This window comes from Mycobacterium leprae TN, from assembly GCF_000195855.1.
GTDB lineage: Bacteria > Actinomycetota > Actinomycetes > Mycobacteriales > Mycobacteriaceae > Mycobacterium > Mycobacterium leprae.
In genome coordinates, this window is the sequence record NC_002677.1 from 2,537,486 (window position 1) to 2,563,806 (window position 26,321).

At 57.7% G+C, this 26,321-nt stretch carries 17 protein-coding genes, 11 pseudogenes and 1 riboswitch; of the genes and pseudogenes, 12 read left to right on the forward strand and 16 right to left on the reverse strand.

What is annotated here, in order from left to right; genetic code table 11:
- Nucleotides 1-10: 10 nt before the first annotated feature.
- Nucleotides 11-1,036, reverse strand: a complete 1,026-nt coding sequence (locus ML_RS10905) for an AurF N-oxygenase family protein (RefSeq protein ID WP_010908728.1) — start codon at nucleotides 1,034-1,036, stop codon at nucleotides 11-13.
- A 213-nt stretch (nucleotides 1,037-1,249) separates the two neighbouring features.
- Here ML_RS10905 and serC point away from each other — a divergent pair, with 213 nt between their 5' ends.
- A complete protein-coding gene (serC, locus tag ML_RS10910) occupies nucleotides 1,250-2,380 on the forward strand; it encodes a phosphoserine transaminase (RefSeq protein ID WP_010908729.1) in 1,131 nt (376 codons plus the stop codon).
- Nucleotides 2,381-2,497: 117 nt separating this feature from the next.
- Nucleotides 2,498-3,253 carry a septation protein SepH gene (sepH, locus tag ML_RS10915; RefSeq protein ID WP_010908730.1) on the forward strand — a complete coding sequence of 252 codons (756 nt, stop codon included), beginning with the start codon at nucleotides 2,498-2,500 and terminating at the stop codon, nucleotides 3,251-3,253.
- 123 nt (nucleotides 3,254-3,376) lie between these two features.
- Here the strand turns inward: sepH and ML_RS10920 are convergent.
- The 3 genes and pseudogenes from ML_RS10920 to ML_RS10930 form a co-directional block, all read right to left on the reverse strand.
- A pseudogene (locus ML_RS10920) lies at nucleotides 3,377-3,492 on the reverse strand (DUF2537 domain-containing protein); the annotation flags it as partial.
- Nucleotides 3,493-3,657: 165 nt separating this feature from the next.
- A pseudogene (locus ML_RS18130) lies at nucleotides 3,658-4,473 on the reverse strand (TrmH family RNA methyltransferase).
- A 26-nt stretch (nucleotides 4,474-4,499) separates the two neighbouring features.
- Nucleotides 4,500-4,931 carry an Rv0880 family HTH-type transcriptional regulator gene (locus ML_RS10930; protein ID WP_010908731.1) on the reverse strand — a complete coding sequence of 144 codons (432 nt, stop codon included), beginning with the start codon at nucleotides 4,929-4,931 and terminating at the stop codon, nucleotides 4,500-4,502.
- A 203-nt stretch (nucleotides 4,932-5,134) separates the two neighbouring features.
- Here ML_RS10930 and ML_RS10935 point away from each other — a divergent pair, with 203 nt between their 5' ends.
- A complete protein-coding gene (locus ML_RS10935) occupies nucleotides 5,135-5,410 on the forward strand; it encodes a DUF2530 domain-containing protein (RefSeq protein ID WP_010908732.1) in 276 nt (91 codons plus the stop codon).
- A 111-nt stretch (nucleotides 5,411-5,521) separates the two neighbouring features.
- Here the strand turns inward: ML_RS10935 and ML_RS10940 are convergent, their stop codons facing one another.
- Complete coding sequence (locus ML_RS10940) at nucleotides 5,522-6,331, reverse strand: DUF3027 domain-containing protein (RefSeq protein WP_010908733.1); 810 nt, start codon at nucleotides 6,329-6,331, stop codon at nucleotides 5,522-5,524.
- A gap of 109 nt (nucleotides 6,332-6,440) precedes the next feature.
- Here ML_RS10940 and ML_RS10945 point away from each other — a divergent pair, with 109 nt between their 5' ends.
- From ML_RS10945 to ML_RS18135, 4 genes are all read left to right on the forward strand, one after another.
- Nucleotides 6,441-8,180: an MFS transporter gene (locus ML_RS10945; RefSeq protein WP_010908734.1), complete on the forward strand. Its 1,740-nt coding sequence runs from the start codon at nucleotides 6,441-6,443 to the stop codon at nucleotides 8,178-8,180.
- Nucleotides 8,181-8,226: 46 nt separating this feature from the next.
- The gene (locus ML_RS10950; RefSeq protein ID WP_231846806.1) at nucleotides 8,227-8,676 is read left to right on the forward strand and encodes a DUF2771 domain-containing protein; all 450 of its coding nucleotides are present in this window, start codon (nucleotides 8,227-8,229) and stop codon (nucleotides 8,674-8,676) included.
- Nucleotides 8,677-10,458: 1,782 nt separating this feature from the next.
- The gene (locus tag ML_RS16600; RefSeq protein WP_231883239.1) at nucleotides 10,459-10,635 is read left to right on the forward strand and encodes a hypothetical protein; all 177 of its coding nucleotides are present in this window, start codon (nucleotides 10,459-10,461) and stop codon (nucleotides 10,633-10,635) included.
- Nucleotides 10,636-10,724: 89 nt separating this feature from the next.
- The gene (locus ML_RS18135; protein WP_330944514.1) at nucleotides 10,725-10,991 is read left to right on the forward strand and encodes a hypothetical protein; all 267 of its coding nucleotides are present in this window, start codon (nucleotides 10,725-10,727) and stop codon (nucleotides 10,989-10,991) included.
- A gap of 343 nt (nucleotides 10,992-11,334) precedes the next feature.
- Here the strand turns inward: ML_RS18135 and ML_RS18140 are convergent.
- Both ML_RS18140 and ML_RS10965 read right to left on the reverse strand, forming a co-directional pair.
- Nucleotides 11,335-13,186, reverse strand: a pseudogene (locus ML_RS18140) (acyl-CoA dehydrogenase family protein).
- Nucleotides 13,187-14,525: 1,339 nt separating this feature from the next.
- Nucleotides 14,526-14,936, reverse strand: a complete 411-nt coding sequence (locus ML_RS10965; protein ID WP_010908736.1) for a cold-shock protein — start codon at nucleotides 14,934-14,936, stop codon at nucleotides 14,526-14,528.
- A 196-nt stretch (nucleotides 14,937-15,132) separates the two neighbouring features.
- On the opposite strand from ML_RS10965, the pseudogene ML_RS10970 reads away from it, so the two are divergent.
- The 3 pseudogenes from ML_RS10970 to ML_RS10980 form a co-directional block, all read left to right on the forward strand.
- Nucleotides 15,133-15,460: pseudogene (locus ML_RS10970) on the forward strand (YccF domain-containing protein); the annotation flags it as partial.
- Nucleotides 15,461-15,508: 48 nt separating this feature from the next.
- Nucleotides 15,509-16,562 (forward strand): annotated as a pseudogene (locus ML_RS19500) (radical SAM protein); the annotation flags it as partial.
- A gap of 503 nt (nucleotides 16,563-17,065) precedes the next feature.
- Nucleotides 17,066-17,251: riboswitch (cyclic di-AMP (ydaO/yuaA leader) on the forward strand.
- Between the two features lie 8 nt (nucleotides 17,252-17,259).
- A pseudogene (locus tag ML_RS10980) lies at nucleotides 17,260-17,700 on the forward strand (transglycosylase family protein); the annotation flags it as partial.
- 188 nt (nucleotides 17,701-17,888) lie between these two features.
- Here the strand turns inward: ML_RS10980 and ML_RS10985 are convergent.
- The 5 genes and pseudogenes from ML_RS10985 to ML_RS11000 all read right to left on the reverse strand — a co-directional run bounded on the left by ML_RS10985 (nucleotide 17,889) and on the right by ML_RS11000 (nucleotide 19,431).
- Nucleotides 17,889-18,259, reverse strand: a pseudogene (locus ML_RS10985) (molybdenum cofactor biosynthesis protein MoaE).
- Nucleotides 18,259-18,656: pseudogene (locus ML_RS10990) on the reverse strand (molybdopterin-binding domain-containing protein); the annotation flags it as partial. The pseudogenes ML_RS10985 and ML_RS10990, both read right to left, overlap by 1 nt.
- A gap of 10 nt (nucleotides 18,657-18,666) precedes the next feature.
- The gene (locus tag ML_RS19505; protein ID WP_414085497.1) at nucleotides 18,667-18,921 is read right to left on the reverse strand and encodes a cyclic pyranopterin monophosphate synthase MoaC; all 255 of its coding nucleotides are present in this window, start codon (nucleotides 18,919-18,921) and stop codon (nucleotides 18,667-18,669) included.
- On the reverse strand, nucleotides 18,816-19,052 hold the full coding sequence (locus ML_RS17560) for a cyclic pyranopterin monophosphate synthase MoaC (RefSeq protein WP_269147024.1): 237 nt from the start codon (nucleotides 19,050-19,052) through the stop codon (nucleotides 18,816-18,818). Before ML_RS17560 ends, ML_RS19505 begins: the two co-directional genes overlap by 106 nt.
- Before the next feature lie 178 nt (nucleotides 19,053-19,230).
- Nucleotides 19,231-19,431 (reverse strand): hypothetical protein, encoded by a 201-nt coding sequence (locus tag ML_RS11000; protein WP_162618285.1) that lies wholly within the window; start codon nucleotides 19,429-19,431, stop codon nucleotides 19,231-19,233.
- Nucleotides 19,432-19,552: 121 nt separating this feature from the next.
- Between ML_RS11000 and ML_RS11005 the strand changes: the two genes are divergently transcribed.
- Both ML_RS11005 and ML_RS11010 read left to right on the forward strand, forming a co-directional pair.
- On the forward strand, nucleotides 19,553-21,814 hold the full coding sequence (locus ML_RS11005; RefSeq protein ID WP_010908739.1) for a helicase-associated domain-containing protein: 2,262 nt from the start codon (nucleotides 19,553-19,555) through the stop codon (nucleotides 21,812-21,814).
- Between the two features lie 36 nt (nucleotides 21,815-21,850).
- Nucleotides 21,851-23,500 carry a DNA repair helicase XPB gene (locus tag ML_RS11010; protein ID WP_010908740.1) on the forward strand — a complete coding sequence of 550 codons (1,650 nt, stop codon included), beginning with the start codon at nucleotides 21,851-21,853 and terminating at the stop codon, nucleotides 23,498-23,500.
- Here ML_RS11010 and ML_RS11015 read toward each other — a convergent pair.
- From ML_RS11015 to ML_RS11030, 4 genes and pseudogenes are all read right to left on the reverse strand, one after another.
- Nucleotides 23,497-24,390 (reverse strand): annotated as a pseudogene (locus ML_RS11015) (thiolase C-terminal domain-containing protein). The gene ML_RS11010 and the pseudogene ML_RS11015 overlap by 4 nt on opposite strands.
- Nucleotides 24,383-24,780 (reverse strand): annotated as a pseudogene (locus ML_RS11020) (PhlB family protein). Before ML_RS11020 ends, ML_RS11015 begins: the two co-directional pseudogenes overlap by 8 nt.
- 645 nt (nucleotides 24,781-25,425) lie before the next feature.
- Complete coding sequence (locus tag ML_RS19510; RefSeq protein WP_119608002.1) at nucleotides 25,426-25,629, reverse strand: cytochrome P450; 204 nt, start codon at nucleotides 25,627-25,629, stop codon at nucleotides 25,426-25,428.
- Nucleotides 25,630-26,121: pseudogene (locus tag ML_RS11030) on the reverse strand (cytochrome P450); the annotation flags it as partial.
- Nucleotides 26,122-26,321 lie beyond the last annotated feature (200 nt).

Genomic DNA, 26,321 nt, shown 5'->3' on the forward strand with positions numbered 1-26,321 from the left:
CTCGTAAAGCTTAAGCGGCAGATGTCGTCGCCGGGTGCTGACGCTGCGGCTCACCACGATAACGCGACGGCTGCCCATCGATCTTGCATATATGCCACATGAGCCGCGCAGAGCGCGTCTCCATAAGCCTGGTGTCGTAGGCCAGCATCCGGACATCGGCGAAGATGTCACGCAACAATTTTCGTGACTCCGGTGACCGGAAGAACAGCTCCTTCTTGACTTCACGCGGAATGTTGAACTCCTGCCAGAAAGCCTTGGGCGGAACCATGATTGCGTTACACAACACCCGCATCGTTAGTGGATAATACAACGAGACCCAGAAAAGCTGTCGCTTGGTCAAGTGCGTTAACCGCTTACGCAAGAACTCGTGAGCGAAGGAGATGTGTCGCGCCTCCTCGGCCACGTGAATGGCCATCACCCTCTCCATGATCGGATGCAGCGACTTGCCTTCGCGTAGCACGTTCTTCTGCATGTGGTCGATGGGTTCCTCACCGGCGAGCACACCGATGAAGAAAGCCACCGGCAACGGCCCGGCGACCAACGGCACCAACGGCGAAAGCCAACGCAGTCTGCGCGGCATGCCCGGAACGTCCGCGCCAACGCGGTTGACCATTTCCTGGAACATCATCGTGTGGTTGCACTCTTCAACACATTCATGCAAGCAATACCGATACTCCGGTGATCCGTTCGGCATCCAAAACGTGTAATTCATCAGACCTCGGACCAAAATGGATTCGAAGTGCAGCCCAACCTTGGCCACGTTGGCCTGACGCCACATCCCGATCTCGATCTTGCGTTGTTCCGGCTGCGCCAGATACCAGGGATGACGACCCAGCGGGTCAGTATCCGGCAAGATCCACCGCGGGTCGTTGTCCTTTACCGCGAACGCTGGTGATTCCCAATCGATATCGGTGTACGGATTGAAGTTGCGCCGCACCGACCCCTCAGACAATGTGGTGAGCATGCCCACATAGTCGGTGTCATCGCGCACCTCCATGTTGTTGCGCCAACGCCGAACCATTCGCGTCCTGGCCATCACAGCCTCCTCGATGAGGTTCATAAATTAATTCTGGACGTGTAAAGTATACAGTACCGTAGGTACTGGGAATTCTCCAGATCTTTCTTGGTTGCCGGGACCCGTGCCGCAGTGTGAATTGTCTCACTCTACAGCGCCGTCGCGCGTAGCTAGACTAACTTTCGGCGAATCCAGCTAATCGGCGTGCTGGAGCAGCTCACTAACCTTGGTGGCATGGCCGACCAGTTAACTCCTTCCCTTGACATTCCCGCCGCGCTGAAGCCCCGTGACGGCCGCTTCGGGTCGGGACCGTCGAAGGTCCGGCCCGAACAATTGCAGGCGCTTACCAACACCGCGGCCACGTTGTTCGGCACCTCGCATCGGCAGGCGCCGGTCAAAAATCTGGTAGGTCGGGTTCGGGCGGGGCTGGCCGAGCTGTTCAGCTTGCCAGACGGTTACCAGGTCATTCTGGGCAATGGTGGCGCAACGGCGTTCTGGGATGCCGCAGCTTTCGGGTTGATCGACAAGCGCTCGCTACACCTGACGTACGGTGAGTTCAGCTCGAAGTTTGCCTCCGCCGTCGCTAAAAACCCGTTCATCGACGAACCCATCGTCATCAAATCGGATCCGGGCAGCGCGCCCAAACCAACAGGCGATCCGTCAGTCGATGTGATCGCGTGGGCACACAACGAGACGTCAACTGGCGTCGCGGTACCGGTCCGCCGTCCAACCGGTTCGGGTGGCGCGCTGATCGCCATCGATGCGACCTCTGGCGCCGGCGGGCTACCCGTCGACATCGCGCAAACCGATGCTTATTATTTCGCACCGCAGAAAAACTTCGCCAGCGACGGTGGCCTTTGGCTAGCCATCATGAGTCCGGCCGCACTGGCCCGGGTCGACTCCATTACTGCGTCCGGTCGCTGGGTTCCTGACTTTCTTTCGCTGCCAATCGCGGTAGAGAATAGCCTGAAAAACCAAACATACAATACGCCGGCAATCTGTACCCTGGCGCTGCTGGCCGAACAGCTCGACTGGTTGCTGGGCAACGGGGGACTGGAGTGGGCCGTAAAGCGCACGGCAGACTCATCGCAACGGCTATACGCATGGGCGGAAGACCGGCCCTACACAACTCCGTTCGTCGTCGACCCAGCGCTGCGTTCTCAGGTGGTGGGTACAATCGACTTCACTGATGACGTCGACGCGGCGGCAGTCGCGAAGATCTTACGGGCCAACGGCATCATCGATACCGAGCCGTACCGTAAACTCGGCCGCAATCAGTTGCGGGTTGCGATGTTCCCCGCGGTCGAGCCCGATGACGTCAGAGCACTCACCGAGTGCGTTGACTGGATAGTCGAGCGCCTTTAACGCGGCGCTCATCGACCCCCAATAACTCAGCGTGTCAGCACGGCTCCGGGCATTTGCTGTACTAAAATGCGCAACAGGTTCAGTGCTGACCCTGCACGGAGTCTGCGAGGAGAAGCCATGCGGGAACTCAAAGTCGTCGGGCTCGATCCCGACAGCAAAACCATCCTCTGCGAAGGTGACATCCCTGGTGAACGGTTCAAGCTGCCGGCTGACGACCGGCTACGTGCAGCCGTGCGCGGCGACACGACGTTGCTGGACCAACCGCAGCTCGACATCCAAGTCACCAACATGCTGAGCCCTAAAGAAATTCAGGCCCGAATTCGGGCTGGCGCCTCCGTCGAACAGGTGGCCATGGCGTCGGGGTCCGACATCGCGCGGATCCGCCGATTCGCCCACCCGGTGCTGTTAGAACGTTCACGCGCAGCTGAGCTGGCCACTGCCGCACATCCAGTCCTCGCCGATGGCCCGGCCGTGCTGACACTCTTGGAGACCGTCAGCGCTGCGCTGGTGAAGCGTGGCCTCGAACCAGACAAGCTGAGCTGGGACGCCTGGCGCAATGAAGACAGCCGCTGGACAGTGCAACTCATGTGGCATGCCGGCCGTTCCGACAACCTCGCACATTTCTGCTTCACTCCCGGCGCTCACGGCGGAACCGTAACCGCAAGCGATGACGCGGCTAATGAACTCATTGACCCGGACTTTAACCGTCCGTTACGCCCGCTGGCACGGGTAGCACACCTCGACTTTGTTGAACCCGCGACACCGGCGACCGTCACGCCGGACAACCAACTAGTGAGCAGCCGACGAGGCAAGCCCACCATTCCAGCTTGGGAGGATGTCCTGCTCGGAGTGCGCTCAGCCGGGCAGCGCTGATGACTTGATAAACCAGCCCAGACCGGTAGACCCGACCCAATGCAATCAATACGAGCAGCGTCTCAGCAACACCCCCCGTCACACCAATTCCCGTGCTTAGCACAAGATCGCGGTGCGCCGCTAACCCCACAACGTCGGCGCCAGCCCGCCACCCACGACGATGTTAAGCCCGACTGCCAACAGCGGATGTACCCGAATCAGGCCGAGACACTCAGCACCACGACCCCGGAGACAATAACCACGACATCAATACCCTGCCCACCGTCAAATCGTTGCCCAGGACTGAGATTGGTCGTGCTCGCTGCCCCTCTCACTCACAAGCACTCACAAGCCCAAGCCGAGCCTGATCGCTCGACTCCCTTCACTCCTGGCCGCGAAGTTCATCGTCGCCGAACCTTAACCCTCTAGTAGAAGACCCACAGCCGAAGCGGCATTAGCGAGTCAATGCCCCGCGACATTAGGATACGAACCGGCATACGCCTTAACTAACCGCAGAATAGAGGTCAATCCCGGACCCTCTGCACCCTACCAGCACTGCAATCCATTCATCGCGCACCGCCGTCATCACCTCCGGCAGCGCGCACGCTTCGCGGTTTGGAGTCATCGTCAACACGAGAAAGCATCGTCCTTTGTTTAGAGTCACGAAACCGACGAGCCAGCCGGTTGCTCGTCGGGCAGACCACAGTAAAAATCAAAGCGTGAGCCCATAAATACCTGTACCACACGCTAGTGTAGCAGATCAGCGCAGCCGGGGCCGAACACCACCGTGTCCACTCCCAACCCCACCGCGTTGCGAAATATTGAACCCAGGTTCTCGTGGTTGTTGACATCCTCGAGCACCGCTACCTTCCGGGCTCCGACGACCACCTGCGCCACACTTGGCTCGGGCACCCATCTCACGGCGGCCAACACTCCACGGTTGAGGTGGAAGCCAACCACCCGAGTCATTGACACCGGCGTACACTTGTATAGTAGGGCACCTGAATGTCGCTGGCATCGGCCAGATCGTCCTTGCGCTCAACCAATCTGCGGTCGATACCCAGCCTAAATGGGGACGCTAGCATGCGCCGTACAACCAGCACGCACTCGACGATTACCAGTCCTACCAGTCCTCTGCCGGTCGGCAGATCCGAACGACGATCGATGCTGTTCAAGTCGCGAAAATCATCGAGTTGCGGATCCTCAGGATTGTTGACGCCTTGAACATCGAGTTCATACAGACCAGCAACGCCATAAAAGCGTGAGGTCACGGGCTTTCGTCAATCAACTCCAAGATCAGATCGGCGGCATTGCGCAGGATGTCACGTTTATCGCTATTCAGCGTCATCAGCCGCTCGACCAGCCATTCCTGGCGGGCGCGCCGGGCTGCCTTAACCAATTCGGCACCGGACTGCGATACCGAGACCAGCACTTGTCGCCCATCGACAGGGTGTGGCTCACGGTCCACGAACCCCATATCAGCCAACGATGCGATCACCCGAGTCATCGACGGTGGCCGGACTCGTTCGCGAATCGCTAAGGCGCCAGGCGTCATGGCGCCCTCGTTGGCCAACGTCGTCAGCGCAGACAGCTGCGACAGCGACACCGGCGATTGCGGGTTCCGGAACCGTAGTTGGCGGGCCAGCCGCATTACGGCCAATGATAAGTCGCTGGCCAGCCGCGCATCGCTGTCAAGCATGGCGCGAGGTTACATCGGAACCTAAGAATTCGGGTCAGAAACGACGAACGACGGACTTCGATCCTTTTCGCTGTGCTGCTGCAATTGCCGACGTTTTTCATTGACGCCCGGTCTAGCTAAGTGCCCAGCTCTCTCCCACGAGTGTGGGACATCACCTCAGGCCGCAGCACCGTGTACTTCGTTGCCGAGCTAAATTGGATAAGATGCTGGTCGAACCTGATAGAAGCCGCGAGCCGCCTCCGCTACCGTCCATGCTGCTCGAGGTCTGGCCGGTTATAATGGTCGGCGCTCTAGCCTGGCTGATCGCTGTGGTCGCTGCGTTCGTGGTGTCGAGCCTACAGAGTTGGCGCCCAGTGGCATTGGCCGGACTGGTCGTCGGATTGTTTGGTACCGGGATTTTCGTGTGGCAACTTGCCGCTGCCCGCCGCGGCGCACGAGGCGCACAAGGCGGACTCGAAACCTATCTCGACCCGAGATAGCTTGCCAAGGTCGGCAAGTCAAAAAACCCTACATCCCCGCGCTACCGGATCAGCCCATTCGACCGACCACGCCATACCACCACGATGACTGAGCACCACCAGTCGAAAAGGCTAGTCCGCCGGGGACTCTGGAAGCTGCACTGTAGACGGCTCCAAAATGTCGAGGACACCGTCGTCGTACGGCTCATACACGGATGAGCCGCTGCCCGCTGGAGCCGGGGTGTCGGAATGAGCACCACAACCGTACAACTTGTCGACAACATGCCCGTCGGCGGACATTTCGTTGCCGCATACCCCGAACATCGCGCCAAGCGATCCCACCAGCGACAGAAAGAAACCGCAATCGCGGCACACACGCTTGGTGGACCGCGCCATCGGCGAGTCGGGACCGTAATCGCCACCATGCCACCGCTCGGCCGCCGCCGACCGACCCCAGACACTCATTACCCAGCGTCGACCCAACCCAATTTCGGCGGCGATCTCGTCCACCGCCGGGTCACCACTGGCGTTGTAACCAGGAACCAACCGTAAGTCCTCCGATGTCGGCGCAAGCAGATCCCCCGGGCCCAAATCCCCCGGTCTGACCCGCTGTTCCCACGGCACCCACTCTGGCGCGAGCAGCGCCGTCGGCCCGGGGACCAGTACCACTTCACTCACCGTGGCGTGCTCGGCACCAGGATAAGCAGCGACGACAACCGCCCACTGCCATCCCTGGTAACCGGGCAAATGCGCCAAGAACCGGTGAGTGGCGGCATTCGGATCTTCGTAACCGACTCCTAAGTAGTCCCCAACCGTCACAGAACCGCTGAACTCCTCAATAGCCGCCCTGGCATCGTCGGCCGCATTCGTGAGCACCGCCGCCAATTCTTCGGGCCACTCAGCCACGGTCGCGACGGCGGAATCCTCGACAGGCCCAGTCACGCTACCTCCTCTTTGCAACCCATAATCCAATTCTGCCGGAAGACACAGTTTGCAAGCGACACCCGGCCTCCTGCACACGCATGAAGTCGACATAGGACAGAATTGATTCGTGTCTGGACGGCGGCGTAATCATCCGGGCCGTTTGGCCTCTATACCAGGCCTCCGGACCCGCACCGGCTCGCGTAACCAGCATCCAGGCATTGCGAACTACCCGGCCGACAGCTCTGACTTTCGGCCAGCCCAGCAACGGAGAGCGCTGGAACAGCGCGAACAACAAGCCGGGCAGTTGGACCCAGCGCGCCGCTCGCCGTCGATGCCCAGCGCCAACCGCTATCTCCCGCCCCTGGGCCAGCAGCAGTCAGAACCCCAACACAACAGTGCGCCACCATGCGGTCCGTACCCTGGTGAACGAATTAAGGTCACTCGCGCTGCCGCACAGCGAAGCCGTGAAATGGGCTACCGAATGTACTGGATGGTTCAGCGTGCCGCCACCGCTGACGGCGCTGACAAATCCGGGCTAACTGCATTGACGTGGCCGGTGGTCACGAACTTTGCGGTAGACTCCGCAATGGCCGTTGCACTGGCCAACACTTTGTTCTTCGCCGCGGCCAGCGGGGAGAGCAAATCCAAAGTCGCGCTGTACCTGCTGATCACCATCGCTCCGTTCGCGGTGATCGCGCCGCTCATCGGTCCGGCGCTAGACCGGCTGCAGCACGGCCGCCGCGTGGCGCTGGCAACCTCATTCGTGCTACGCACCGGATTGGCAACACTACTGATCATGAACTACGACGGCGCCACCGGCAGCTACCCGTCCATGGTGCTCTACCCGTGCGCGCTGGCCATGATGGTGTTGTCGAAATCGTTCAGCGTGCTGCGCAGCGCTGTCACACCAAGAGTGATGCCGCCCAGCATTGATCTGGTACGCGTCAATTCTCGGCTGACCGTGTTCGGTCTGCTCGGCGGCACCATCGCCGGTGGCGCCATCGCGGCCGGTGTCGAGTTCGTCTGCGCCCACCTGTTCAAGCTGCCTGGCGCATTGTTCGTCGTCGCCGCGATCACGATCTCCGGCGCCTTGCTGTCAATGCGGATTCCGCGCTGGGTCGAGGTAACCGCGGGTGAAATTCCAGCCACTTTGAGCTATCGCTTGCATCGCAAACCATTGCGACAGAGCTGGCCTGAGGAAGTCAAGAAGGTCAGCGGCAGACTTCGACAACCGTTGGGCCGCAATATCATTACCTCGTTGTGGGGCAATTGCACCATCAAAGTGATGGTCGGCTTCCTATTCTTATATCCTGCGTTTGTCGCCAAAGAGCATCAAGCCAATGGCTGGGTCCAGCTGGGGATGCTGGGCTTGATCGGCACTGCTGCCGCGATCGGCAACTTCGCTGGCAATTTCACCAGCGCACGCCTGCAGCTGGGCAGGCCGGCCGTGCTGGTGGTGCGCTGCACAATCGCGGTCACTGTGTTAGCCTTAGCGGCGTCAGTGGCTGGCAATCTACTGATGACTACTATCGCTACCCTGATCACATCGGGATCTAGTGCAATTGCGAAGGCTTCGTTGGACGCCTCGTTGCAAAATGATTTGCCTGAGGAGTCACGAGCATCGGGATTCGGCCGTTCAGAATCAACGCTGCAACTAGCATGGGTGCTAGGCGGAGCACTAGGCGTGATGGTGTACACCGATTTGTGGGTCGGATTCACCGCGGTCAGTGCCTTGCTGATCCTAGGTCTAGCGCAAACCGTCGTGAGCTTTCGCGGTGATTCGTTAATTCCAGGCCTCGGAGGTAATCGTCCGGTGATGATTGAGCAGGAGAGCATGCGCCGCGCCGCGGCGGTGAGTCCTCAATGAGACCCTGGTGCAACGCCGGGTAACCGTGCTGCTCCCGGCCGTGGTGATGCTGCTAGCCGCCGCGGCCGGGTTCGGCGTATGGCTGCTGGTGCGCGAGCCCGATCCACAACGACCTGAGATCAGCGTCTATTCACACGGACACTTGACTCGCGTGGGGCCGTACCTACACTGCAACATGCTCAACCTCGACGAGTGTCAGACACCGCAAGCGCAAGGCGTGTTATCGGCGGACGAACACAATCCAGTGCAGCTCTCGGTTCCTGAAACGATTAGCCGAGCGCCCTGGCGACTGCTGCGAATCTATGAAGACCCGACCGGCACCACCAGCACTCTCTATCGGCCGAACACTCGACTAGCGGTGACCATCCCCACCCTCGACCCGCACCGCGGGCGGCTGACCGGAATAGTCGTGCAGTTGCTGACGTTGGTGGTCGACCCCGCCGGTGAAGTACACGATGTCCCGCACACGGAATGGTTGGTTCGACTAACGTTCTGACTTTTATGCCAAGATTGCCGCCGAACCATACTCGCCTACCCAATCACAGCCTTGACGGCAATTTCGGCGCAAGTTACGAACCGGGTGGCGTGATATAATCGATTAAGGTCTACTTCTCCAAAGTTCTCTGGACATGTAAAACCAGAAATACAGCCAATTCTAGGCCCTTGGCACGCTACAGATAAGTTGGATATCGGCGTGCATAACTGTAGTAGTAATGCTTAATTTGGAAGAAGTCGACGGTATCGCCAAAGCCCGGTGTCTGGAACAAATCACGAACGTAAGACCATAGCACTGGCATCTCTCTGAGGTTGCGCCTGTTGCACTTGAAATCCCCGTGATAGACTGGAATCGAAGCGGGCCAGTTTGGTACTAGAGCCGGACGTCTGCTTTTACGATGCTGTCATCCCTTACGTATCGCCAGCTGGTGAAGTAATCGCTCACCCAGTACAGCGCAGTGAACAACCGTTGTAGGCCTGTTGCGAGCCAGCAAAGCCACACCGGATACACCCCATGTGTTGATTTAGGTGCAGGTCCTTTTTGCTCACCTCATCGACCTAAGCCCGCAGCCGATCCGGGTAGAGCTGAGGTGCGCGGTCGCGATGGTAAGCGGCCCACTCCGTGGAGAAATTCAGCGCCATACACACCAAATCGTTACATTTCTATAACGGCCGGTGAGTATGTCAACGATCGCTGGGATCGTTATGCCTTTGGAGTAGTCGGGGAAGTACTTGAAATAAACGTACCGCAACCGGAAGGATCTTGAGCACCGGACCGAAATAGAACATTCAGCTGCATTAATCCATGATTCGACTAAAAATCCGATGGAGAGAATGTCTTCCAATCCCAGTAGCCGCTAGTGCTGATGACAACGAGTCAATAACGGCCGTTCTCTACCGGACAGCAATCATATCCGTCGGCAGTGATGCAGATAGTAAGATATTTTTTCGCAAGTTAATTAGCAAATCCCGGCAACATAGGAAGCCATATTGACAATGTTCCCCTAGGGACACGCGTGTTAAAATATTTTCAGCACAATTAAAGCAGCCTAACAAACACCGGTTAGACATCTTCGCGCTGTCCGGCGAATCGTGATCCAATTGGTCCTCTTACGAGAGCCGCTACCTGATGAAGACATCACACATATCGGACGATGTCCCCGTTGAGCACCCGGTAGCCGAGTAGCCGCACCTGCGTCGGATCCTTGCCTAAAAATACATATTCAGTTAATCGAATTCGAAGAAGCGATCGGCACTGGCCTCTTCATAGGCCTCGGGTTAACAATCTCCGTCGCTAGTCCGGGAGTAACTCGTGGTGTACGAGATGATCGGATTCTTTATGTTCTTCGTGCTGCTCGCTATGGGCGAGCTGTTTCTGTCGAACTTGAATCGACCAGTTGTTCGCCGACTTCACGTCCGACTTTTTGTGGCCAACAGCAGGCTTTTTCATGGTGTGATCGTACTGGTTCGCCCGGATCGTCACCGGTAGCTCAGACATGGTAGCGATCACGGACTACTCAGGTTCTGGTGGAAAGACGTGCCCGCATGGCTACCGGTCTGGTTACAATCGGTCTAATGTTGATGTTCAACTTGTTAAGTGTGCACAAGCCTTCGGGTAGACTGAATTCTGGTCTTGCCTGGTCCAGCTAGCTACGGTTGGCTGCCTCATAGTGGTCGGTGCGTTTCTGCTGGTGGCTAGCTTTGTTTCATCGCACGGTAAGCACGCGACGGTTGAAAATTTCTGGAATGACGGCGGGTTCTTCCCCTATTCGAGTTCATGGGTATGGTAAATGGTTTGCAGATCGCGTTCTTCTCATACATCGAAGTGGAACTCGTCGGTACCGCCGCTGAGACAACAAACCCGCGCTGCACCCTTCCTCGAATAGTCAATGCCGTGCCGTTACAGGTGATGATCTTTTACGTCGGCGCTTTCCTGGCAATCCCCACCATCTTCTCTTGAAGGTAGTTCACGAACGGTGAGTCACCATATCATAGCGATATTTTCACTGGCAGTAATTTGCCACTGTAGCGTAAATAGTTAACTTCGTCGTGATCTCCGCCACCTCCTCGGCAAATTCCTGTATATCCTATTCCGGCCGAATGCTTTTCGGTCTTGCAAACGAAGGTAATGCCTCAGCGCTGTTCCGCCGACTTAACCGCGGCGGAACAACGCCGGCGGTCACCCTACATTCTCATAGCTCCACTGTTGTTGACTTAACTTACTTACCACTGCTCTACGCTGGAGGTGCAGTGATCAGCGCCTTTACGCTCATCACAACTATTACGTCGTTGTTATTCATGTTGTGTGGGCGATGATCATCGTCAGCTACCTCATCTGCCAGCGCAGATACCCGCAACACCATGCCGAGTCAAGCTACAAGATTCCCGGCGGTGTACCCCGATGTACTGGATTGTTCTCACTTTTTTCGCATTCGTGCTCTGGCCGCTAGGCACCGTCAGGGAGACGACGATGGCCTTGGCAGCGTTCCCATTGTGGCTCGTGATCGTTGTGGCCGGTTAGCCAACCGTGGGACGCCAGCCGTGTCGCGCGGAAGAATACCGCCTCTTCCAGGCCAAGATGAACCGGATCCAAGAATAAACAGTCCCAACAGGTTGCATACTACGCACCGTGACAAATGTGATCGGAGCAACCTTAATACTAAGGAGGACACCGTGAAAACCGTAGAGCCAGATTGGACTCGCTCGACCCGACCACCTCCCAGTACGTGATTTACGGTCCAATAGCCTTAAGCCAATCTACCAGCCCATCCTCCAGTAGATATAGCGGCCCCGCAGAACGACTTTTGTCAGTTGAACATCGACTGCTGTCGGTATTATTCCATAACGCATAGAAGAGCTCCTCCGCCCGCATAATATTCGCAAAATTTTTAGTCCAGCTCGTATAATTGTTGACCGACGATAGGATCTGTCAGACACCGAGACTCAGCACACACAACCGACATGGCGAACAGCTCAGCACCAATACCGACAATGCGATCCAGAAATCCCTGCCCGTGTTCCAAAAAGACTTGCCAACAAGCCATCCCGTAAAATTTGTGCAGGCCAACTTACTCGGGGAACGTTCAACATACCACAGGTAGAAAGCGATCGGACCGAACTAGCTATGTATACGCTGCGGGCTGTTGGCCTTCGCCACAGACTAGTTTCAACAACTATTTTGCATAGATTTGCATAGAACTCGTTCACGCCAACTGTAACTTTTTCTTGCAACTTGACGTTAAGTTTCGTCAGGGCACCTTCGGTAGTGAAATCGGGTGTCAAGCGCCTCTCTGGCGATGAACAGCAGCATGTGATATCGCTTGATCCTTCGAAGATGCGGTTGATCCGCAGTTACCGCAGCATCCGCTCGGCTGTCACCGCACGCTCGCCACGCGCCGCGAGAGATCCGGCTGTCACGTAGCCCCGTCCACCCCGGGTTTGGATCAGCTCGTAAACAATACGGCAGACCATCTCACTAAACCAGAACTTAGCCAACGCCATTTCGATCCTTATGTCGTTACACCCTTCGTCGACCATCTGGCCAGACAGCTCCACCACCGCTTGCGGTGCATAATTGATGGCGACGATGAATGCAATCTCACTGGCAACCGTTTCATGTTTGCCAACTGACTTGCCCCATGGCGCGCACTAGCTGGACTATTCTCCTGCGATCTTCAGTGACCATTTTGACGGCCAAGTCTTCAGGCCGTCACCTTCCTAGCCCGATTAACTTTTCGACGAGGATGCTAACACGATGGAGCCTGGTTTACCGCCGTTTTCGATGCCCCGTAGTCCCATGCACTTGTTACGCCGCTCCACGGTGACCCTCAGAGTGAATCAGCCTAGACCACGAATACGGCTGACTCCCCTCGATACCCTTTGTTGCGGGATACTCGGGCCATGACCACCAGCAATTCTGCTACTACAACCGTTGGTGGTCCGCAACTTAACACCTTCGAGTTCATAGGCTTGCCTATCGTAGACCGGTGTAGCCACCGAGGCGAGGCGGGCTGGATCTACGCTTCGATAAGCAGAAACGGCACCAGCGGCACACCGCGGCAAGAACATCCGCTTCTGTTACGAGATCCCAGCAAGCTTTAGTAGTTCGGCTAATTCCAATAAACTGGTAAACTATATACAGTACGCCGAGACTGGGGTAACGCTGGTAGTCATCATCAGCGCACAGCTGTAGGCTACTTGCGACATGTGCAAACCGCCATACTCCGGTCTGTATATTCATGCATGCCGAAGCAACCCAGGCCGACAAAGTCTTTCACGTATTCATCAGGAATCTGCGCATCGCACTCGATAACACTCCCGTCAACGGCGACAAGAAACTGCTGCAGCTGGTCCAAAAACGCGGCTGTACGAGCCGCTTCGACATCGAACGGCTTAGGAGACGGATGTACGAGTTGGAAAAAGTGACCAAAGAACAGTTTTTTGACTAAATCTACTCTATACCAACAACTTTCACAGTATGCTTCGGCGAGGGTTCGTGCTTTCTCCTGAATAACCTCTACTTACTTCCCCATCACTAACGACTTAGCACAACGTTTTGGATACCCCACTCCCTGCCCACATGCTATAATGCACCGATGTCCTAAGGATTAGGTATAAGTTCTTCCATCAGCTGTGAGCTGGTGCACGTCGCTGCCGAACGAAGTGGATAAGCCGTGTCGAAGCTGCATGTACCGGGGTCGACAGACTTGAAACACCGCCATCGGCCTCAGACATCAGCAGCTAGTCAGCCACCAAACACAGTCGCGAAGAACTGGGCTTCAGCCTCGGCGATTTCGGTGTGGATTGCGTGGCAGTCCACACTCAGAGCATCGATGTATGCTTCGGGAAACTCGTTGCTTCTCCCTGGGTGCACTCATCGCCGAAAACCTCGTGGTCGACATCGCTGGGTAGGACGTTGAACTTGGCGCAGGAAAATGTTGGAGGCAGCGAATTCGGTCTTCCGCTTGGAGGATAATTGGTGTCATAGGCACAGACAGTGCTATAGTCGGGCAGTCTCAACTGATGCAATCCAGCCTCGTCCATACCTAAGTTCTGGAGAACACCGGGAGCCATCACAAAAAAACTACTTTGATTCGTGGGTCTGTGACGTCAAAAGCTGGGGCGGCGTCCAGCGGTAGCTGGTCTCGAATGTCTGCTGGGATCGCTAAATGGTTTTTCACGCCCTACTGGAAGGCCAGGAATTGCTCAGTGTTGACTCGCGTACCGCCGATCCACAGCGACGTGAATCCCCCTACGAGTGCCCGGCCACTCCAATCCTTTTGTAGTCCTTTTGTAGTCCACCAATGTACCTCTAAACTGATTTGCCAACAAAGAAATTCGCGGTAAAGGTCAAGTCCTTTGTCCGCTGACAAAGTTTGCTAGTTAGGTAATCCATGATCGAGTGATAAGTGTTGGCACGGTAATGATTGATTGCAGCCACCACGTACCCACGACTGGCCAGTGCCTAAGAACACCACACGTACTGCATGCCCGTTATTTCCGCGGCCATACGAGAACCAGATCAGCGAATTCCGGTAACCGTCGAGCACCGGCGGCAATTCGCGGTAGAAGTCCAGTTTGGTGAAAACGGCATCTGGAATGGAACGGCTTGTCCGATGGATCTGGGCCCTGAGTCGGGAAAAAACGTTCAATACCCGGTGCCACACACACTCTGAGGATTGCTCTCGTCGATGAAACTGACCTGTCGGAGGCCAACTCGGTACGTTGACGCCACCCGGGTGTCCTCGGGCACAAGAAGTCAAGGCACCCTAGGAGAGGAAGCCAGCCACAATGAGAAAGACGACGCTGCGCAGCGCTGCCTTCAAGCTAATCAACCCACTAAGACCCCCACTACGCGTCGAACTCGCGGGCCACCGCCTTGACCACCTCAGATACCCTCCTGGCCGTTTTGCGATCCGGGTAGCGGCCTTTACGCAATTCGGGCTGCACCGTGCTCTCCAGCAAAGTGATCATATCTTCGACCATGCCGTGCAGTTCATCCGGGCTGTGCCTGTGCTCGGCCAGCGCCTCGCGGCGCACTTGGCGAGCAAAGCTCGGTGGCGGATCAATCAACTTGAGGCTCAATGCTTGCGGCCCACGCCGGCCAGAAGCCACGCCAAACTCTACCCGTTGCCCGGCTTTGAGCCCCTCGACACCCGCGGGCAACGCCGACGAGCGAACATAGACGTCTTCGCCATCCTCCTGTGAAAGGAAGCCAAACCCCTTGTCGGCGTCATACCACTTCACCTTGCCGGTCGGCACTGGTCTCACCTGCTTGTCTAACAGATCACTAAGATGGACAACAGAACAAACGTCCCGCCTACGTAGGCGGGACACAATGTTAGTTTCCAATCTTACTCGGGCAGTTGCCCGCGAAGCACCCAGATTAGCCGTTACCCAGTAGGGTGGCACTACCGCTGAAGGAGATATGCGGCCTGATCCTAAACACGTCACCTAACTGGTTTTCGGCAGCCTCTGGTTGGTCCTCTGCCACTTACTTGCAGCAATTATCAGCTTCTCGCTAATCGTCCACCATCCCCTTCGGCCTCGAAGCTTTGCGCATAGCGTCTTACGCGTTGTGGCCATTCGACCGGACGATAGTCAACAAGCCAGGAGCCGGGACGAGAGCTCTCGTCGGCAACACCATCTGAGTACTGCCGTTCGGGTTATGGTTGACGATCAGGCACCTGCTCAGTGTCGCGGCGATGGCGGTCACGATCGTCGGTATTCCGCTGACGTTGACTAACTCCAAGCTCATCCCGGTTCCGCTGGTTCTGCTGGGCAAAAAACATCGTCGAAGTCGGCTCGTCAACTCGATTCGAACGAGTACCCGTATGACACTGACCGCGTCGGGAGTGCCAACAATACCTGGCCACACACTAGAGCCGGATGAACCACCACGCCTCCGCTCAAGGACGTGCCGCGATAGCCCTAGTAGTGGACTACATGCGGCAGGAGAGCCAACGAACTGCGGGTATCACTCACCAACTCTGCGTTGCATCTAGTTGCACATACCTACAGCAGACCTGGAGGATAACTACGAGGCCAGTAACTGCCGCAGCGAGACGAGCTTACCAGGCTCACGAGCATCGCGGTCACCCGGCTCGACGTCACCAACATCCGGTTCACCGGTAGTGAGTCGCTCTTGGCCCGGCACTTCGAAGAGGTAATCGCAGCAGCGGCCAGTTTGCGTCCCCGCCCAGAGAGCTCGTTGACCACCAACGGTGTAGGACTGACCCGGAAATGCTGGCACTCTGGCTGACGCGGGCCTGGAATGAATCGACATGTCTATGGACAGGGTGGACCAGAACAACTTTACGACCATCACCCGTCGCGAACAACTCGCTGACGTGATGACCCGGCTTAGCCGTAATGAATCACACAGATCTCCCGCTGTTCAAGGCGAATTCGGTGTTGAACCAGACAAGCGGCCGCAAGCATGTCGTCGAGCTGTTGCGGTTTTGTACTGAACCGGAGCTTATCAGTTGCGGGTTATCAAGGCAGATACAGCTGGACGCTGGGCACCAATGACAATGTGAGGACGCACTAAACTACTGACGCACTAAACTACTATAACGTGCTAGAGTAGCACTACGGCCCCAATTCCTTCCCCAGTTGTGACAGAACCCGGCGCCGCAAGGCTAGACTCCGGCTGAACTTTGGCTGGTTAACACAGGCCTTGAAACACCGTCCGGAAAGTTTGGCGTCATCAAGTCAGTGTCGCATGCTTTCTGTGCAAGCTGCAACCTTGCCCTGCTGACAGCCGACAACCAAATCCGCAGTTGTTTTTTTCTCGAGTCAGGAGACCGACCTTCGTAGCCTGCTGGCCACAGCATAAACAAGCCCAACTTCGTCCAGCCCAATCGCCCGATGAGCGTAATCGATGCGCTTAAGACACCCGGACCAATCCGTCGGAATTCGGGTCAATGTGCTAAACCACGTAGCCGCGCGAGTAACCACAGGTACCGAATCGGAGACAATGACATTACGGCCGGCCGCCACGGTCGCCGAGCTGGTAGCGAGCCTTGCGGGCCAGGGTTCGCGCCTCGCTACGATTTTGAGCCTATGCGCTCATATCGCATCACGGTGCGCGACCAGACCATAGCGCTGCGCTCCAATGACACAATCGACGTTTTGCCGCCTTCTATAGGCGGATGAGATTGTGACTTTCAGCATATAACAGAAAATATGACGTGGGAACAGGATGGCATCGAACCCCTCGCAAGCTGGGCCAATAACTTCAGATATTGGTCTCTTGTCATATAACAACAACCGAAACGCCAAGTTTCTCAACACGTGACGAGAGCGCCTGCAGCCGCTACCTTCTGCGAAGGCTCGTCAAGCTAGCCAGTGGCGTTCTTCCCTCCCCAAAGTACCAATCTCCATCCACGTAGGCGGGGACGCTAACCGTGGATAGAGGCGGGGCACCCACCCCAGTCCGCCAACGATCGGGCCGGGGCCGTGCGCGGCCTTGGGGTCAAGTCGACGCCGTTTTCCTGATGATTACGACGTCGGCGGGGCAGCCTCTCCAACCCGAATCCGACAGCTGACTTCGCAAGCGCGTATCGAGAGGAATACCTGGCGTATGAGTGAAAGTTACCGTAAACTCACTACATCGAGCATCATCGTCGCTAAAATCACCTTTACCGGGGCGATGCTAGACGGCAGTATCGCTCTGGCCGGACAGGCGAGCCCGGCCACCGACAGCGAATGGGATCAGGTAGCCCGTTGCGAGTCCGGTGGGAACTGGTCAATCAACACCGGCAACGGATACCTCGGTGGCCTGCAATTCTCGCAAGGTACCTGGGCGTCGCATGGTGGTGGCGAGTACGCACCATCGGCTCAACTGGCTACCAGAGAACAGCAAATTGCCGTCGCTGAGCGCGTGCTGGCGACCCAGGGTAGCGGCGCCTGGCCTGCCTGCGGTCACGGATTATCGGGCCCATCCCTGCAGGAAGTTCTTCCTGCAGGGATGGGCGCGCCCTGGATCAACGGTGCGCCAGCACCGCTAGCCCCACCGCCACCTGCAGAGCCCGCTCCGCCCCAGCCGCCGGCCGACAACTTCCCGCCGACACCGGGCGACGTACCCTCACCCCTGGCGCGACCTTAGCAGACCTCGAGCATCGGCTACATACAGCAACTGTGGCAAGCGATCCGGGCCGGAAGACGTGCACAGAAACGGCGCGCTGGCCGCACTGGCCCAGCCGGCCATCCTCAGCTAACACTAGGCCGAGCCCACGCACTCGCCCGGCACCGTCCATCGACGAACTGATGCTTCCACACCGGTAGCCGCCCCCCTAAATATTATTATGGGGCCAACCAGATTAGGGGAATGCCCCTGTCGATAGCGAGCCGCGACCGCACGCACCCTGTTGGACTGCTCAACCAACACATCAATGAACACCTGGGCGACCGGCGGATGTGCGAAATAGGCGACCCGCAACACCCGACGTCTGCCGTCATAGTAGCGGATCATTCCAACGAAAACGACGATGGATCCGACCAGCTGATGATTCAACTAGATACTCATGCTCGGCCAGTGAGATCGGCTGATCGTTTATAGCGGCGGGCAGCACCAGCATCATCATTGGCGATCTCCGCCGGCGAATTGATCGAGCACGTGGTCCAGCACATCGGCACATATGGCAAGGTCGTCACGCACCCGCCGGGCGATAGCACCTACGTCGGTACCTTCGACAACCCGCTGCGGCGGATGATGTCATCCTCATGTAATCCACCAGCACAACCATAGTCTGGTCCGGGGTACTATACACTAGGCGAAATATCGTTACCACCCGAGGTGATGATCACGTCGACACACGCGTCGACCGCGTCGCGCAGTGCCTCACCAACCGAGTTCCCATCGGCAACCATCTACGGTTGCACTGGCGAAAAGCCATGCTCTCCAAGGCATTCGACGATGATTAGCCCGAATTGGCCGTCATACCCACCGGCCGACGCCCGAGTATTGAGTACGAATAATGCAGGCGGATCAGCCGCACATCACCGTGCCCAAGTTCCGCGTTTGCCGCTCTCCTTGCGGAGCATCCATAATGCTATAAATGCAGGCCGGATCAACCGCTTTAGCCATGTCGTAGAGTGTTAGTCCTGCCATACTGACGGCAGTCAACTCCTCCATAGTCACGCCTGCACGGTCGGTGCTATACATCGTCCAGGGTGATCTCGATATCCGTAGTCGACGACGGTGAAATCCACACCAACACCGGTGAGGGCGAACTGGTGGCATAGCGGGATCAGGTCACTGGTGGGTTTGACCGCCAGAATACCCGCCACCCACTCGGTAGCCAGCGCATCACCTTTTGATGAGCCAGGCTGCCGGTCGAGATCAACGGCCACCACGTGCACCTGGGTGTGCAAGGCTCCCGCGTCAACAGCAGTAAGCCTGTGGCGATCTTCTCGGTAACGTCCCCGACCCCATGTTGCACCGCCCCTCGCTTTTTCAAGTATTGAGACAACAGAACCGAGCGGGATTCCTCCCGACCCGCATGTCGCAGCAGACCTAGGCGCTTCAGCGGCCCTAGCCATCTCGACGGCCCTACCGGTTAACAACAGTAACCGGGTGCACGTAGGGCAGGTCGTCAGCGGGCACCGGAAACACCAGGTCGCCGAATGGCGATAACGCACCGGCGCAATCGGTCACCAATTCGCTTACAGCGTGGTGGTCTGGATCAGTCGTCGGCCAGCCGTTGTCTACGTATCTGCTTTTATGCGCCTTGCTCTTAGCAATGTCAGCCACGACATAGTAGTTTACAGATTTCATACTCGCATGTGACGCGAAGCACCGCGCTGCAGGTCTTGCTCACCCGCTGAGTCACTCAGCATTGCGTCACACCTCGCTGGCTTTACGCTGGTCAGCAATGACCGACAACACCCCGGATATCCCGCTGGGATCCTGGCTGGCCGACTTGTCCGACGAGCGGCTGATCCAGCTACTGGAGCTGCGACCCGACCTGGCCCAACCGCCACCTGGCAGTATCGCGGCGCTAGCTGCGCGGGCACAGGCCCGTCAATCAATCAAAGCTGCCACCGACGAACTCAACTTCTTGCAATTCGCGGTGATCGATGCACTGCTGGTACTGCAGGCCGATAGCACGCCGGTACCGACCACCAAGCTAAAGGCGCTGATCGGCGACCGCGCTCCCCAGGCCGACGTGGTCAGCGCACTAGATAACCTTCGGCAACGCGCCCTGGCCTGGGGTGAGACCACAGTCCGGATAGCTGCTGCCGCTGCCGCGGCGTTGCCGTGGCATCCGGGGCAAGTCACACTCGAGGACATCTCGAGCACCGGCGAACAAATCGCCGAGCTGATCGCTCGCCTCAGTCAAACCCAACGGGACGTGCTGCAGAAATTGCTCGAAGGGTCCCCACTGGGGCGCACCCGCGACGCCGCGCCCGGAGCTCCACCCGATCGGCCGGTGCCACAGCTGCTCGCGATGGGTCTGCTACGACGCATCGATGCCGATACGGTGATTCTGCCCCGCCGCGTCGGGCAGGTGCTACGCGGCGAGCAATCCGGTCCAACGCAGCTGACGCAGCCGTATCCGGTGGTTTCGGTAACCACACCCAACGACGCCGACGCCGAAGCAGCCGGGGCAGTCATCGAGGCACTGCACGAACTCGACGTACTGCTCGAGACCCTCGGCAGCGCACCGGTTTACGAACTACGCAACGGCGGATTGGGAGTTCGTGAATTCAAGCGGCTAGCCAAAGCTACCGGCATCAACGAGCCGCGACTGGGCTTGCTCCTCGAGGTCACGGCCGCGGCTGGATTAATAGCCAGCGGCATACCCGATCCAGAGCCAGCCACTGGTGACAGCCCTTATTGGGCGCCGACGGTGGCCACTGACCGGTTCACCGCAATGCCTCCCGCGGAGCGTTGGCACCTGCTGGCCAGCACCTGGCTTGACTTGCAGTGCCGGCCCGCGTTGATCGGCAGCCGCGGACCAGACGCCAAGTCTTATGGCGCCCTGTCAAATTCGTTATACTCTACGGCGGCACCGCTGGATCGCAGGCTTTTGCTCGGCATGCTCGCCGAACTACCAGCCGGAGTCGGTGTCGAAGCAGCCGAGGCGTCGGCGGCGCTGATCTGGCGGCGCCCACGCTGGGCCAGGCGGCTGCAGCCCGGACCGGTCGCCGATATGTTAGCCGAGGGCCACACTATGGGACTGGTGGGTCGCGGTGCAATCAGCACGCCTGGACGCGCACTGTTGGACGAGGCCATTGCCTCCGCCGACCCAGCCATCGCGGTCGCCGCGATGACGCGGGCACTGCCCGAACCGATCGACCACTTTCTCGTGCAAGCCGACCTGACGGTCGTGGTACCCGGGCCGTTGCAACGCAATCTTGCCAAGGAACTGGGCACAGTGGCCACCGTCGAATCAGCCGGCACGGCGATGGTGTACCGCATCAGCGAGCAGTCGATCCGGCATGCACTCGACATCGGCAAGACTCGCGATTGGATGCATGCACTCTTCACGAATCATTCCAAAACCCCGGTTCCACAAAGGCTCACATATCTCATCAATGATGTTGCGCGCCGACATGGCCAGCTCCGGATCGGCATGGCCGCATCGTTCGTCCGGTGCGAAGACCCGGCACTACTGACCCAGACAGTGGCGGCCGCAGAGGAACTGCAGCTACGGGCCCTAGCTCCGACGGTGGCGGTGTCTCCCGCCCCCATCGCCGAAGTCCTCGTCACGTTGCAGTCCGCAGGGTTCGCCCCAGCAGCCGAAGACTCCTCCGGTTCCATCGTCGACGTCCGGCCTCGCAGAGCGAGATTGCCCACCCCACAGCATCGGCGGCCATACCGCCCACTGCAGCGCCCCAACCTTGAGACCCTCAACGCGGTCATCGCGGTACTACGTAAAGTGGCCGCCACACCGTTTGGCGGTATACGCGTCGACCCGACCGTCACCATGTCGCTGTTGCAACGCGCCACGAAAGAAAAGACCACGCTGGTGATCGGCTATCTCGACGCTGCCGGCATTGCCACCCAACGGATGGTATCGCCTATTGCCATACGGGGTGGTCAGCTGGTGGCCTTCGATCCGGGTACCGGGCGGCTACGTGACTTTGTCATCCACCGCATCACGTCAGTGGTGTCGTCCGACAGCCAATAATGGACTCTCACGAAACGACGAGAAGGAGCAGCACTAATGACCGACGGGCCGTTGATAGTGCAGTCCGATAAAACGGTGCTGCTCGAAGTGAACCATAAGCTAGCCGATGCGGCACGTGCAGCCATAGCACCGTTCGCCGAGCTGGAACGCGCACCCGAACACGTACACACCTACCGCATCACACCACTAGCGTTGTGGAACGCCCGCGCCGCAGGTCATGACGCCGAACAAGTCGTCGACACGTTGATCAGTCATGCGCGCTACGCAGTGCCACAGCCTCTGCTGGTCGACATCGTCGACACCATGGCCCGCTATGGGCGGCTGCAACTGGTCAAGAATCCCGCCCACGGCCTGACGCTGGTAAGCCTGGATCGCACGGTACTGGAGGAGGTGTTACATAACAAGAAGATCGCACCGATGGTGGGCGGCCGCATCGACGACGACACAGTCGTCGTCCATCCCAGCGAACGTGGCCGGATCAAACAGCTTTTGCTTAAGATCGGTTGGCCCGCAGAGGATCTCGCTGGTTACGTGGATGGTGAGGCGCACCCGATTATCCTGCATCAGGACGGTTGGCAGCTGCGCGATTACCAGCGGCTAGCAGCCGATTCATTCTGGTCTGGCGGCTCCGGGGTGGTAGTGCTGCCATGTGGCGCTGGCAAAACGCTAGTGGGGGCGGCCGCGATGGCGAAAACCGGTGCGACGACGCTCATTTTAGTCACCAACATCGTGGTTGCCCGACAGTGGAAACGCGAGTTGATCACGCACACCTCGCTGACCGAGGACGAGATCGGCGAATACTCCGGAGAGCGCAAGGAAATCCGACCGGTGACCATCTCGACCTACCAGATGATCACCCACCGCACCAAAGGAGAGTATCGTCATCTGGAACTCTTCAATAGCCGCGACTGGGGCCTGATCATCTACGACGAGGTGCATCTGTTGCCCGCACCGGTGTTCCGGATGACCGCTGACCTGCAGTCCAAGCGGCGGCTGGGCCTGACCGCCACGTTGATCCGCGAAGACGGCCGCGAAGGTGACGTGTTTTCCCTGATCGGCCCGAAACGCTATGACACGCCGTGGAAGGACCTTGAGGAACAAGGCTGGATCGCGCCAGCAAAGTGCGTCGAAGTCCGGGTCACGTTGACGAATAACGAAAGGATGACCTACGCCACAGCCGAACCCGAAGAACGCTACCGTGTCTGCTCGACAGCGCATTCGAAGATTGCAGTGGTTAAGTCGGTGCTGAGCCGACACCCCGGCGAGCAAACCCTCGTGATCGGTGCCTACCTGGATCAGCTCAACGAACTTGGTTCCGAGCTCAACGCTCCAATCATTCAAGGATCAACGAGAACCAAAGAACGCGAAGCGCTATTCGACGCTTTCCGCCGCGGTGAAGTCTTCACACTGGTGGTCTCCAAGGTTGCCAACTTCTCCATAGATTTGCCGGAAGCCGCTGTTGCGGTACAAGTTTCGGGAACTTTTGGCTCACGTCAAGAGGAAGCGCAGCGGCTGGGCCGGTTGCTGCGACCTAAGGCCGACGGCGGTGGAGCGATCTTCTACTCCGTGGTTGCCCGCGACAGCCTGGACGCCGAATACGCCGCACACCGGCAGCGATTCTTAGCCGAGCAAGGCTACAGCTACATCATCCGCGACGCCGACGACCTGCTGGGCCCGGCGATCTAGCCTGACAGAGTGATCGCTAACGAGATTTCATGCATGCCGTACACTTGGACCAGACCAACACGCGAATTGCCGGACACCTGACGCTCGCCCGCCTTGCCTCGCAGCTTGACGCTACCAGCTCGCTAGTTTTTCTTGCTCGCCGTCGGCGCACAGGACCGTCTCGTCCATTTGAATGACCTCGGGCGCCGGCACTGATGTCCTGCAACTGGGCGAAGTCGATGTCCTCAGGTCCGATGCCTGCCGTCCCCGGTAGACAGCCTTAGCAATCGTACACCTCTTAGGCGAAGCGTCTTCGACTAACGGGGCAAAAGTGGCATGCACCTCGTAGGCGCCATAACGCCGGGTGCGGATCTCGGTAACATGCACATGCACCGTTTTGTCGGTGAACTTGTGCGCGATATCGCCAAGGCACACGATCACGGCGAAGGCACCCTTATTGAGCGCACAGAACATGCATTGCGTTAAGGATCTCGTCCTTAAGAATCGGCTTGCGACGGAACACATTCGTATTCAGTGCGCCGTTGCAGTAGTTCTTAGCAGCGACTTTAGCCAGCGTGGCTTGGGAAATGTTGTGACTTGTTGGCCTTCATGCCGAAGAACTTGGTGGTGACGAACTGTCCTTTCTGCACGTACCACTGCGGCAGCCCAACTTAGCGGGATCGTCAGCGAAGGCTCCGCGAGGTACGTTTCCAGGCCTACAATGACGCCGATGTCGTACTTGCCCAACCGAATAGTGTCAACGTCCTGTTGAATGGCGCTGGCTGCTGTGGCGCACGCTCGTCACCCCGCGTCCGTCAGCGTGGATTGGACGTAACCCATCTGCATCGCGTCTTATCGAACCTCCCAAAAGGATGCAGACCCACCCCAACGGTAGCTACATCATTAGTCATCTCCAGCTCCGACCGGAGCTAACACGTACGTGAGGATTTCTTTGCTGCCTTCGTCATTGGTGAGCGACACCATGGTGGGCTCGACCTCCTGGCGAACTGCAACTTGACCGGGTCGTTCTCGATCAGCCGATCCTCGACCGGGGTCACGTCGCCCAGCGGGACCAGGCCTATGCCGACTGGCACGAAATGCGTGCCAGTCGGGCCGGCATAACGGCGATCCGATCAGGAAACCCTGGATGGTCCACGCCACCACAGTCCCACCGGCGCAGCAACAACAACTCGCTAATCTGTCCGCCACAGCCACCTCGGCTGTGCAAGAAAGGTGGTGGCACCACAGTCACCGTATTGACCGTCGATCAACTGCCGATTTTCGGCATACCAGGTAGAGATCTCGGGGACAAGCGTCTTCTACAGAAGAAAACACGCTCACTGAGAAGTACAACAGCGTTACACAAAAAAAACGGAAGTTGAATTCTTATTGCCGTAACCCGCATGCTCCGGCTGCCGTCCCGGCGCACCGCACCGCACCGACTAATAGGTCACCCCCACAAATTATGGATATCACTTTCCTAGTTCTGTGTGATGCCCTCCGCGCAATACCCATGTGGCATGCGAGACTGATGAAGCAACCGCACAACGACAGCTACCTTGAAATCGCAGTTGCAACTCATAGAGATAACCATGTAAATTACAGTGCTATTAGAACTGAAATTCAAGCTGTGAAGGGGTGCAAGCCACCAGCGACGTCATAGGCTGGGTGCTATGGGGACACCCAAGCTTTCGACGGGAACCTCAGCACTGACATGCTCGTCAATCAATACAACGAAACGCACCGGATCATCTACGAATTCTGGGACACAGTTGAGCAATGCTAAGCATAGCACAGATTTCGTGCCAACGAAGGTCGGGCGAAGTTGCCTTCATTACTGGCCGCACCTCCGGTCAAAACGAGGTACATCACGACCAATATTTAGCTCAACGCGGGCACCACTTAGCCAGAAAGCTGAAGTTCAAAGGTAGTTTCGTTGTATGCAGTCAGCAGCAATTTTGGTTTAGAGAAGGCTGTGTAGCCGTGCAGACCGACGGTTTTAAGTGTGAACGCCTCGGAGATCGATAGGCAGTACCCGGGTCGGCTCTAGATAGTATGTATTGATGCACGATCATCGTCAACTCCAACGCCATTTCGTGGAGGGCGAATCGGCGACCGATGCAGGTGCGGAGCCCGGTCCCAAAGAGGATTTATAGGTATACGGGGCAGCTTCCTGCAAATTTCCGGCAAGACTCGGTCGGGGTTGAATTCGTTAGCATCGGGCCCCCAGGCATCGGCGCGGTTAACAGGACGATCACCCATTGGCCTTTGTGGAAAAGAGATGTGCCGTTTCCGAGAGTGGTGTCACGGCGAGCCTGGCGCAAGTAGCAGGGCACCACCAGACCACAGCCGCAAAGTTGCGTCGACGACACGACGTAAGCATCGCAGTTTAACGACATCGCCGAACAATACGATACGTTGGCGATACCACGATCTGACCGGTTTTGGTAGATTTCGCGGCGGGTTTGGGCGGCGATGTCGTGGTGGATGGAGAGGAGATAGTGCAAGGCGAACGCGATGGCGTTGGCCAATGTTTGGCTGCCGCTGACTAACAGCGTGAGGATCTGGTTAACAACATTATCAGTGTCGAGTTGCTCGCCGGTGCTGGGATCGGCACTGTACAACATGATGTCGAGAATGTCGTCGTGCTGACTTGCTGTCGGGTGACGACAGCCGCCAACCTAAATACGAGAAGAGGTATTCGTCGGCGGATGTAGGCATTGTCGTGTGACATGCTGTTATTGGTATTTTGCCCGAAGAGTTTGTTATAAAACAGTATGGCATTGATGCGGGAGGTAAGTCTGAAGTAGCTGCTTACACGTAACAAATGCGTTGCTGCTGG